This is a genomic window from Nostoc sp. CHAB 5715, assembly GCF_020829685.1.
Classification (GTDB): Bacteria; Cyanobacteriota; Cyanobacteriia; order Cyanobacteriales; family Nostocaceae; genus Nostoc.
In genome coordinates this window covers 1-9,228 of record NZ_JAIVFR010000195.1, presented here as the reverse complement: position 1 = coordinate 9,228, position 9,228 = coordinate 1, and the positions used below count along the sequence as shown (strand labels likewise).

18 protein-coding genes and 2 pseudogenes are annotated in these 9,228 nt (G+C 43.0%); 8 read left to right on the top strand and 12 right to left on the bottom strand.

All coding sequences use genetic code 11. The features are described 5' to 3' along the window. Positions 1 to 191 (top strand): hypothetical protein (locus tag LC574_RS12985; protein WP_229453905.1); only part of this gene is annotated, 191 nt, incomplete at its 5' end. Beyond that, positions 103 to 648: pseudogene (locus LC574_RS12980) on the top strand (replicative DNA helicase); the annotation flags it as partial. The gene LC574_RS12985 and the pseudogene LC574_RS12980, both read left to right, overlap by 89 nt. Positions 649 to 753: 105 nt before the next feature. Here the strand turns inward: LC574_RS12980 and LC574_RS12975 are convergent. Both LC574_RS12975 and LC574_RS12970 read right to left on the bottom strand, forming a co-directional pair. Further along, complete coding sequence (locus tag LC574_RS12975) at positions 754 to 1,305, bottom strand: FKBP-type peptidyl-prolyl cis-trans isomerase (RefSeq protein WP_229453904.1); 552 nt, start codon at positions 1,303 to 1,305, stop codon at positions 754 to 756. 216 nt (positions 1,306 to 1,521) lie between these two features. Further along, entirely contained in the window at positions 1,522 to 1,932 is a 411-nt protein-coding gene (locus LC574_RS12970) for a hypothetical protein (RefSeq protein WP_229453903.1), read from the bottom strand. A gap of 124 nt (positions 1,933 to 2,056) precedes the next feature. On the opposite strand from LC574_RS12970, the gene LC574_RS12965 reads away from it, so the two are divergent. After that, entirely contained in the window at positions 2,057 to 2,254 is a 198-nt protein-coding gene (locus tag LC574_RS12965) for a hypothetical protein (protein ID WP_229453902.1), read from the top strand. Then, entirely contained in the window at positions 2,251 to 2,634 is a 384-nt protein-coding gene (locus LC574_RS12960) for a type II toxin-antitoxin system VapC family toxin (protein WP_229453901.1), read from the top strand. Before LC574_RS12965 ends, LC574_RS12960 begins: the two co-directional genes overlap by 4 nt. Positions 2,635 to 2,849: 215 nt before the next feature. Here the strand turns inward: LC574_RS12960 and LC574_RS12955 are convergent, their stop codons facing one another. The 5 genes from LC574_RS12955 to LC574_RS12935 all read right to left on the bottom strand — a co-directional run bounded on the left by LC574_RS12955 (position 2,850) and on the right by LC574_RS12935 (position 5,499). Further along, entirely contained in the window at positions 2,850 to 3,257 is a 408-nt protein-coding gene (locus tag LC574_RS12955; protein ID WP_229453900.1) for a hypothetical protein, read from the bottom strand. 35 nt (positions 3,258 to 3,292) lie between these two features. Beyond that, positions 3,293 to 3,751, bottom strand: a complete 459-nt coding sequence (locus LC574_RS12950; RefSeq protein ID WP_229453899.1) for a DUF1392 domain-containing protein — start codon at positions 3,749 to 3,751, stop codon at positions 3,293 to 3,295. A gap of 88 nt (positions 3,752 to 3,839) precedes the next feature. After that, on the bottom strand, positions 3,840 to 4,214 hold the full coding sequence (locus LC574_RS12945) for a hypothetical protein (protein WP_229453898.1): 375 nt from the start codon (positions 4,212 to 4,214) through the stop codon (positions 3,840 to 3,842). Then, a complete protein-coding gene (locus tag LC574_RS12940; protein ID WP_229453897.1) occupies positions 4,207 to 4,533 on the bottom strand; it encodes a hypothetical protein in 327 nt (108 codons plus the stop codon). The genes LC574_RS12945 and LC574_RS12940 overlap by 8 nt, the downstream gene beginning before the upstream one ends. A gap of 162 nt (positions 4,534 to 4,695) precedes the next feature. Beyond that, positions 4,696 to 5,499 (bottom strand): hypothetical protein, encoded by an 804-nt coding sequence (locus LC574_RS12935; RefSeq protein WP_229453896.1) that lies wholly within the window; start codon positions 5,497 to 5,499, stop codon positions 4,696 to 4,698. A gap of 190 nt (positions 5,500 to 5,689) precedes the next feature. Here LC574_RS12935 and LC574_RS12930 point away from each other — a divergent pair, with 190 nt between their 5' ends. The 3 genes and pseudogenes from LC574_RS12930 to LC574_RS12920 form a co-directional block, all read left to right on the top strand. Next, positions 5,690 to 5,899 (top strand): helix-turn-helix transcriptional regulator, encoded by a 210-nt coding sequence (locus LC574_RS12930; protein ID WP_306422112.1) that lies wholly within the window; start codon positions 5,690 to 5,692, stop codon positions 5,897 to 5,899. A gap of 251 nt (positions 5,900 to 6,150) precedes the next feature. Next, positions 6,151 to 6,882, top strand: a complete 732-nt coding sequence (locus tag LC574_RS12925) for a hypothetical protein (protein WP_306422111.1) — start codon at positions 6,151 to 6,153, stop codon at positions 6,880 to 6,882. 133 nt (positions 6,883 to 7,015) lie between these two features. Continuing rightward, positions 7,016 to 7,306 (top strand): annotated as a pseudogene (locus LC574_RS12920) (hypothetical protein); the annotation flags it as partial. Between the two features lie 232 nt (positions 7,307 to 7,538). Here LC574_RS12920 and LC574_RS12915 read toward each other — a convergent pair. Genes LC574_RS12915 through LC574_RS12895 form a run of 5 tightly spaced genes read right to left on the bottom strand, consistent with a single transcriptional unit; the run spans position 7,539 to position 8,823 of the window. Continuing rightward, positions 7,539 to 7,724 (bottom strand): hypothetical protein, encoded by a 186-nt coding sequence (locus LC574_RS12915; RefSeq protein WP_229453895.1) that lies wholly within the window; start codon positions 7,722 to 7,724, stop codon positions 7,539 to 7,541. A gap of 10 nt (positions 7,725 to 7,734) precedes the next feature. Then, a complete protein-coding gene (locus LC574_RS12910; RefSeq protein ID WP_229453894.1) occupies positions 7,735 to 8,271 on the bottom strand; it encodes a plasmid pRiA4b ORF-3 family protein in 537 nt (178 codons plus the stop codon). After that, on the bottom strand, positions 8,238 to 8,429 hold the full coding sequence (locus LC574_RS12905; protein WP_229453893.1) for a hypothetical protein: 192 nt from the start codon (positions 8,427 to 8,429) through the stop codon (positions 8,238 to 8,240). Before LC574_RS12905 ends, LC574_RS12910 begins: the two co-directional genes overlap by 34 nt. A 36-nt stretch (positions 8,430 to 8,465) precedes the next feature. Further along, positions 8,466 to 8,654, bottom strand: coding sequence for a hypothetical protein (locus LC574_RS12900; protein ID WP_229453892.1), 189 nt, complete (start codon positions 8,652 to 8,654; stop codon positions 8,466 to 8,468). Next, positions 8,647 to 8,823, bottom strand: a complete 177-nt coding sequence (locus tag LC574_RS12895) for a hypothetical protein (RefSeq protein WP_229453891.1) — start codon at positions 8,821 to 8,823, stop codon at positions 8,647 to 8,649. The genes LC574_RS12900 and LC574_RS12895 overlap by 8 nt, the downstream gene beginning before the upstream one ends. Before the next feature lie 14 nt (positions 8,824 to 8,837). Here LC574_RS12895 and LC574_RS12890 point away from each other — a divergent pair, with 14 nt between their 5' ends. Then, entirely contained in the window at positions 8,838 to 9,053 is a 216-nt protein-coding gene (locus tag LC574_RS12890; RefSeq protein ID WP_229453890.1) for a hypothetical protein, read from the top strand. Positions 9,054 to 9,228 lie beyond the last annotated feature (175 nt).

Below are 9,228 nucleotides of genomic sequence, written 5' to 3'. Positions count from 1 at the left end.
TGATTGAAATGGGGCGATCGCCTGAACCTTTTGCTATAGCTAATGTCGAAATTATTTATGGTAATAAAACCATTGCTTATATCAAAAATTTGGGAATACAGTTATCTGCGGAGTGGACGCCTGAGTCAAACACAGTGGGAACCTTTAAGTCGTGCTGTTCGTCTCCTCTCGGAGATGCCAATTTATATTGACGACACGCCAAATATTACAGTTACACAAATGCGTAGTCAGGCAAGAAGACTGCAAGCCGAAGTTGGAACTGAATTAGGATTAATTGTAATAGATTACTTGCAATTGATGGAAGGAGCAGGTGATAATCGCGTACAAGAATTGTCAAAAATTACGCGTCAACTCAAAGGTTTAGCGCGGGAATTATCTGTACCAGTTATTGCTTTATCTCAATTGAGTCGAGGTGTAGAATCTCGTACTAACAAACGCCCGATGTTGTCAGATTTGAGAGAATCCGGTTCGATTGAACAGGACGCGGATTTAGTAATCATGTTATACCGCGATGAATATTACGATCCAAATACACCTGATCGCGGCATTGCAGAAGTGATTATAGCTAAACACCGCAACGGGCCTATAGGTACTGCAAAACTAAAGTTTAATCCACACTTTACAAAGTTTCTAAATTACAAACTATAAAAATTTAGCTAGATAATAATTATTGAATTAGGGACTGGGGACTAGGGAAAGAGAGGAGAAGAGAGAATTCCTAACTCCTAACTCAGCACCCCCATGCCCTAGTTTCTACTTAACTCCCAGCAATTCCACATCAAACAGCAAAGTGGCGTTAGGTGGAATTACACCACCAGCACCGCGAGAGCCATAACCTAACTCTGGGGGGATGATTAACTGACGACGACCGCCTACTTTCACAGTGCTAAGTCCTTCGTCCCAACCTTTGATTACCTGTCCAGCACCTATTTTAAAGCTGAAGGGTTGGCCGCGATCGCGTGAGCTATCAAACTTAGTACCATCTTCTAGAGTACCGACATAGTGAACTTCAACCGTTTGTCCAGGTTTAGGAGTCGTCCCAGTCCCCTCTTTTAACTCGACATACTTTAATCCAGAGGGGGTAGTTACGACATTATCACCAGACGAGGGGGTAGTTACGGCATTAGCATCAGACATAGTATTGCTCGCAATTAGAGTATTATTTTCAGTTAAAGTTGTAGGCGCTGGCGGCGTTTGGGTTAACTTGGCAGCAATGGCAGTATTCTGTTTACTGCCTACTTGCCCTATAATCAACAGCACAACACACGCCAGCATGAACGCCACGCTGAGGAAAATTGGTTTCAAAATCAGTTCTGTCCGTTTTCTCTTAATCTGTTTGAGTAATGATTGGTGTTCTTTTTCTAGAAACTGTAAGCGGGTATGTAATTGAAAGAGAGCCAGCGGAGTTTCAAGAGTAGAATGGGATGAAGGTGGGGTTTTTCGAGGCATAGAAGATTTATGCTTTTTTCAAGATAAAAAACTCTAACGACAATTGACACCTCAATGATGATACACGAATGTCTACTGTTGGCGTTTCCTTTCCTTCTCCTCCCGTTGCCTCTGCCGATAATCCAGCACGTTCTGGATAAACTCGACATCCTCAGTATTCAGCCGATAGTACCGAACCCTCTGACCATCCTCCATTGGTCTTCGTGACTCAGTAGACAAGCCCAGTTGCGAGAGATACTGTCCCAAAATCCACAAAGCAGACTCCGATAGCGGAATGGTCAGATTGAGAATGCCTTTAACGTGAGATGCGTTGCGTTTCGAGAACTCAGCCAAAGCCTGAATCATCGCCTCGTCGCCTTTAATCTCAACCCCAGCCATGAGATCCAACAGCACAACCCTAAGTCCCAGCCGATGACGCATTAACCACGCGGTAGAATGATTGCTCCAGTCAGTGCAAATGCTCAAGCGATTGCGTTCACTCACTTCTTTTATAAATTGGGTTCATGAAACAGAGTAGAGATTTATTGACAGTCATCAAGTTTGATAAGAATTAAAATAAATCCGTTATAATCAAACCAATAAATCTGAGAAACAAGAGAATCTAACTGTGCCAATAATTAAAATACCAAAACATTATCTTATATATCAAGATGAAGATTCAATTACAGTAGATATACCAGAATCAATGCTGTTAGATTGGGAAAAAAACTATAAAAAAGTTTCTCAAGCTAAAGGGCTTTTAAAGCATAAAAAAGAAGCCATGCTGGCTTATTTAGATGCTGTACGTCAGGAGTGGGACGAATGAGATACGTATATGATACAAATATTTTTATTTATTATCTTGCGGATGAACCAACAGTTAATTCATTTTTTACAGAAGAATTTCTCAATTTGCACGAAGTTCTGATCTCACCGATTATCCACATAGAATTATTAAGTTTTGCAGGCTTTGAAAAAGAAGAAGAGCAAGCGATCAGAGATTTACTATCCCAGTTTGACTCAGTTCCCTTGTTAAGAGAGATTGAAGAGCAGACAATCCAATTGAAACGACAGTATAAAATTAAGCTTCCTGATGCAATTATTGCTGCTACTGCACTACATAAAGACGCATTTTTGGTTACAAGAAATGCTAATGATTTTCAAGGGATTGCTGAACTAAAGATTGAAAATCCTTTTATTAAATAAGGTAGGGAGAATTTGGTCAGAGCGATGTCTGCGACGATCTATTCGATCTCTACATTCCCACCTTCCCGAAGCACACCACCGACTTACATCCACTTCCAAAGTTAACCCAAACTTGCCACTGCCCCAGGTAGGAGTTCCATATTGGCTCACCATCAGCTACCCCAATAGCCTCGCCAACTGCGGAGACTAGCTCACTGTAGAACTGACCCGCACTTTCAAGCCCCTGGCGTAATTTCAATCTTTTTGCCCTTCCAGCCCCCAACAGGCTCATCTAATGTTTGGGTTTCTCCAGCAATTTCTGTGCGATGGCGCAAGCGCCCGCCGTAGGCGATCGCTATTGCCTCGTAAGCGTAGTATTCTAAAATGATTGCGATCGCCATATCAGGGATACCGACAGTTCTCCATTCGGTTAGGTTAACAGCTTCAAAGCCTGATTCCATAAGCATTTGAGCCAGTTTAGAAGGTTCTAGGTTAACACTGTCTAAGGTCTTGAGAATTGCCGCAGCGCTGACCCTGGCAAGTCTTGCAGTTGCCCGAAGACTAGCTTTCACTTGACCACTAGCGTCAACTTCAATTTCTTGTTTGATTTGCTCTATGATTTCGGCGATTTCAATTTGTGACATAAGGTGATAATTTTTCGTTGTGTGATTAGAGAGAATTATTTCAATACCCGCACCAAACTTTTTTCACCGACTAGTGAGAAACGATTGCATATAGTCAGTGATTGAGTTAACGTTGGCGATACCAATTCAACGACATAAAACCAAGAATTATTCACCAGCGCAATCCCCAGAATCAACCGTTGCTTTGTTCCTTTATCGTGAGAACAGAGCATCACTATTTCGCCCAGAACGAAAGCAGGTTTTTGCACACTGATGGCTTCTAATTCTCCAGTCCCGATGATTTGGTTTTGTGTGGCGTGAAGGATTTTTTTACCGCAATCAATTGAATAAAGCCAGCATTCATGTTTCCACTGAATACCGCAGCAGTAGCCGAATGTTCTCGTAGTTCTGAGGTATACTCTCTCCAGTAAATTAACTGCAACAGGTGGAATTGTTTGACCCCAAGGTGGAGAGATATACCAGCTTGTTTCAAGGGCAGTAATTAACTCAATCATGCGTTTTTCTGTTGTTGGGATAAAATTCTTTTGAGTCGCTCAAAGATAGGTGCAGCACATTGAGGGACAATGGCATTCCCCAGAGCCATCAGCTGTTGTTTGTGTTGTCTTCTGAGACTTTGGTATTGTCTATAGAGTTGGCAATATTCTGCAAGCTCATTGCTCGTAAGCGCTGCAATTTCATTACGAGTGAGCCGACTGAAACTGGGGATTGTGGCAGCACACAGCCATCTGTCAAGGTCTGACTGTCGCATGAGATATCTACCCAACTGTTGGGAAAGCCCATCATGGCGCTGACGAAAAGTGGATTGAGAGAACGATGTCTCGTGCTGCCCACCTCGTAACCAAGGTTTCTGCCCGCTTCGGTTGGTTTTCTGTATGGCACACAACCGCCACAAAGCTGAAGTGAACGCAGCAAATGATTGGCTCTACGGTTAAAGCTGTTGTTTACTTCCTTAGCCATTGTTTGCGCCCTTCGTTAATGCAGTTAACTGCCGATTGAGAATATTTATCTGCTGTTGGTAAAGGTCAATTTCAGCAGTGATTTGGCGGAATAATTCTTCTGGAGAGAGCGGTTGGATTTGATTTTCCTGGAAGTGGAACAATTCGTCAGAGTTTTTATCAGGCATCAGAGCATAACGCCAGCCACCACCGAATTGTTTAGCCAGTTCAGTACCATTTGGGTAGTATTGAAGCCCCAGAATGATGCCCTCTTTAGTACGCTGATCCAAAGCAAAGCGAGGGTAGCCCCAGTGTTGGAGGATTGATATGGTGGATTGCATATTGATTGGTGAATGAAGGGAAAATGAGGGAAGAATTCAGGAGTCAGAATTCAGAAGTCAGAATTTCGGAAGAGGTAGGAAGAAAAGGAGGAAGGCAGATTTTATTAACTTCTGCACCCTGTTCTTTGTTTCTTTACTGACTCCTGGATTCTGGCTACTGATTTACGCTGCTACTAACTCTCGTAACTGCCCCCATTCTTCGTTCGTGAGCATTTCAAACGGTCGGTCTAGCAATTCTTCGCAGTTAAACGCTTCTGCATAGGGTACGGTGTCCACCATCGACAGCGATTGAACTGCTTCCATTGCCGAGTCACAGGGTATGCGCTGGGTTTCGTCTGCTGCGCGTGTAAACCACCAGTCGCCGTCAGTCTGTCCTACTTCGCCTAATTTCTCGTCATTCTGGTAAATGCCGTCGTTGAGGATTTCGTAACCATAATTCTGGCATTCGTTGAAAATCTGCGCCATGACTTCGTTACCAGTAGTGCAGGATGTTGCAAGTTGTTCTTGCACAGGCAGTGTGCCATCTTTGTAGTGAGTGCAGATGAAGCGATCGCAACGCATTAGAGTGTTGGCACGAAATACTTCTTTATCGTTGACCATGACTACCCAACGTTGCGTTAAATGGTTGTCGTCATGGCTGATGTTGGCTACCAGTTTGTTATCAGCGTAATATTCGTGATGGTTAAAAGAGATTTCGACTATTGTGAGGGGTTCGGGAGCTACAACTTGGGCTTGGTCAGCGATGTAGTCGTCGAGTTCGGCTTGAGCGAGGGCTTGTTCGTCGGGGGCAGCAGGGGCGATTTTCTGAATCTTGCTAGCTTGATATTCAGTGATCGCAGTAATCCAGGCATTCTTACAGCGTTTGTCGCTTACTTCGACTGTGCAGGCGATTTCGCTGTAGATTTGCTTGAGCCGAGCAATAGATTTCAGTTGTAGCTGTTGATGACTGTAGATTTGGTATGTCATGATTGATGAGCCTTTAAATTTAGGGCAAGAGAAGCGCTTGAGATTGCGAGTCTAGGGCGCTTCTCTATATTGGTATTATCTGCTAACCCATTAGCGCTTGTCAATAGCACAATGAAATATTTTAACCAAGTTTACTAACTAGATAATTTAATGAGATATAATACACTCTTGGTAAACTTAGGTAATGAATATGAAGCAGCTAAGAGAAAGAAAAGGACTAAGAACAGTAGATGTTGCTAGCCGTGTAGGCATAGCAGAATCTACCGTTCGTAACTGGGAGTATGGAAAAACTATTCCAAAACTACGAATTGATCAGTTCAGCGAACTCATGAAACTGTACGAATGCAGTTTTGATGAACTGATGACGGCAGTAAAGGAATCAGCTAATGCTCTCGAATGAAATAAACCTTTTAACTGTTACTTTTTTGCTTCTCTTGAAGAGATGATCGCTTCTGTCATCTTAAGTATTTATTACGTTGCAATGAACTTCAAGCTACCATTCCTTGCATTTGGCGCTCGGTAAATCCGTTTCCCAGTATGGATTAGCCATAACTGCTGATAGTTACGGAATATGTATTAAGCAAGATTAGCTCAACTGAGTTGCAACTTAATGTCGATTTGCTTCATAGAGTGGAAACGGCGTTAATCAATATGTCAAACGAGGAAGATCCGGTTTCAGCAGACATAACTGTTACCTCTGTCGAAGTTCCAGAGTTGACAGAGGAAGAACAGCGTGATCGCCTGCACTTGGAGCGGAAGGTGGAACGGGCGTTTTTTGAGGCAGGGAAGGCGTTAACGGAATTGAGGGACAGAAGGCTTTACCGTTCCACACACCGCACATTTGAAGAATACTGCCGCGTTCGCCCTTGGCGTTGGCGAAGCCATCGCTTTGGTTACAGCCGCCGACAACCTTACCTTTTGATGGACGCAGCTGTTGTTTTTGATAATTTGCTTGAAAAATGTGATCCATTGGATCAAGTTTTGCCCACGAATGAGCGCCAAGTCCGACCCATGACAAAGCTTGAACCCCAGGAACAGCAGGAAGCGTGGCTAAGAGCAGTAGAACTTGCTGGCGGCAAAGTTCCCACTGGTAGAATCGTCAAAGATGTTGTGCAGCGCATCATGGAAAGGACGAAAGTACCAAACACCTACCAAATCGGCGAAGTCTGCCAAATCCTTGCTAAGGACAATCCCGAACTGAGAGGCAAAGGTGGCTGTTGGGCAATTGTCAGCGCAGTGAATGACTTTACCCGGATTTCTCACCACATCTCTCAAAACCTTGTGCAGGGGAGCAGGGGAGCAGGGGAGCAGAGGAGAGTTATTGTACAAGTTCTTTCCCCTCTGCCCCTCTGCCTCTCTGCACCTCTGACCTTAAGCTTGTGAGAAATGCGGGTAACGCCCTTTACGTGGGAAGCGATGCCTGCGGTGGGCTTTGCCGGAGCAGTTATCAACTACTTCCAAAATCTACGTTGTAATTGACTCTGAAAAAATATTGTTGAACTAAAGGGGTGGAATAATGCCTAAACTACCTTCTAGACGCAACAAAGCCACCTCTGCCGCATCTAACAATTCAACTTCAGTAGCTAACTCTGCAAACGAGGATATTTCCCAGCAAATAGATCCAGGTTCAGCAACGATTACAGTTACTGCTGTTGAAGTTCCAGAATTAACTGAGCAAGAGCAAAGCGATCGCTTGCACTTGGAGAGGAAAGTGGAGAGAGCAGTTTTTGAAGCTGGCAAGGCGCTGATGGAATTGCGCGTTCGCAGGCTTTACCGTTCCACCCACAGCACTTTTGAGGAGTATTGCTCCCTAGCGATGCTTACGGCAGCAAGCGATCGCAACGTTAGTAAGTTATCCAAGTTTAAGGGAAAAGTTGGCTAGGAGTAGTATTTATATGGATTTGCGTCCATGTTCTTCTTCCATTTTTGTTACTAGAGTCCATTTTCTTTATCCAAAAAAAGCGATCGCTTGATTAATGCCTTAACGAAGTTTTAGGTATTTCAGCTTACAAGTTGTCCAAAATCTTCTTAAAATAAAATCACAGATTGCAAGTACCCAAGAACAACTGAAAAGATTGCCGAGCCGGGAAGAAATTCGGACAAAATAGCAAGGTTGGCAGTAGAGAATTATCCAGCAGTAGCTGGAACTGCAACTGAAAACCAATATAGAGCGATCGCACTGCCAATTCGGACACGTATGTATGGATTAGAACGTAGCCCATCACAGTAGCAAATCTATTCCCAGGCTTCTGCCTCTTCGCCATATTGCGCTGGCGGTTCACCATGAGATTCAAGAATTTTGGGCTTTTTCATTTTGGCATTAGCTGGCTCAATTTTCTCTACATATAAATTAAATTCCCATTCTTGCAGTAAATCAAAGATAAATTGTAAATGACTACCTACCTCTAGGGATAAATCGCCTAAACGAAAATCGCAGGTATCAGGGGGAATTTCGACAACAGGATGATTAAATTCCAAAGTTCTTCCTAAACGGTCTTTGTGAATAAATCTGTAGAGGTGTTCCGGGTCAAAATCAAATGCTTGCACAATTGCGGCAGCGACTTCATCTAAATTAGAGTAACTAGGAATAGCAATCTGTCGCCAAGCATCCTGTAAAGTGGCTTTAAATATATAAACACCCTCAGTAAAACTGCCTTCGGCAATCACTAAAGTTTGTGACCATTCCGGGAAATAGGGTTGGAGATAAGGTTTTAAATTGTCAAAAGCTATGCGAAAATCTAACCGAAAACTGTGTCGTTTAATCCTTGCCAAATTTGCAGAAATTTTTGGTCTAAAACTAACTTGCTCTTTTTACCTTCGGTAATAACTTGAGACAGTCCAGAGGTGCGGAGAAGAAAATAAAGACCGTGAATATAAGGATAGGATTTTTGTACAGGACGTTTGAGGTTAATATCTATGGGATAACTCAATTGTGAGTTAAGTTGTTGGAGATACTTAAGCGATAATTAGTGATAAGTGCTACTAACTTCAACGCCGTTGGGTTGGAGAAATTCTAAAAGAGCTTGAAAATCCCGCAGAATTGTTCCTGGGATATTTTGACTAATAGTTTGCTGTTGAAGTAGTTGTTTTTTATCTTCCGTCAGTGGTAATTTATCTCGGATTTGATCTGGAATGAGGGAAAATAGTTTACTCATCTAAGTTGAGAGGAGGAATTTGTTCTGCGGTTAATCTCACAACTTGGCCATTTTGCCAAATGCTAATAGATTCTACTAAACGGCGGTGTCTTTCAATAGCTTTTTTCATAGCGAGTTTAACATCTGCGTCGATTTGACTAGATAATTTCTCAGGAATTGGCTTATTCATCGGAATGTCAGCAGATGCAGCTCCTTTGCGATGGCGCTGTTTCTCCCACCGTAAGTGATTGCATCAGTAGGTTACGAGAAAACGAGAACTTGGAAGATACCCCAAGTGCTTCAGCACAGAGCTTGGGGGAGTTGAAGCGACCGTATTTGACTCCTGTGGAGGAGAAGCTGTTGGGTTTTATTGAGAAAGAATACGGCATCATAGATGAGGTAGTACCCAGTTCTCGATAAACCAAGGAATAGGAGAAAACAGTAATGCAAAGTATTAAGTTATGTTCTCATGTTGGGGCTGACGGTATTTTACACCTTAGTATCCCCACGGGGATAACAGACAAAGAAATAGAAGTGGAAGCTGAAACCTGCGCTCCATCTTGAACAATCAATTGCCCAGTTTCAATCTTCAATT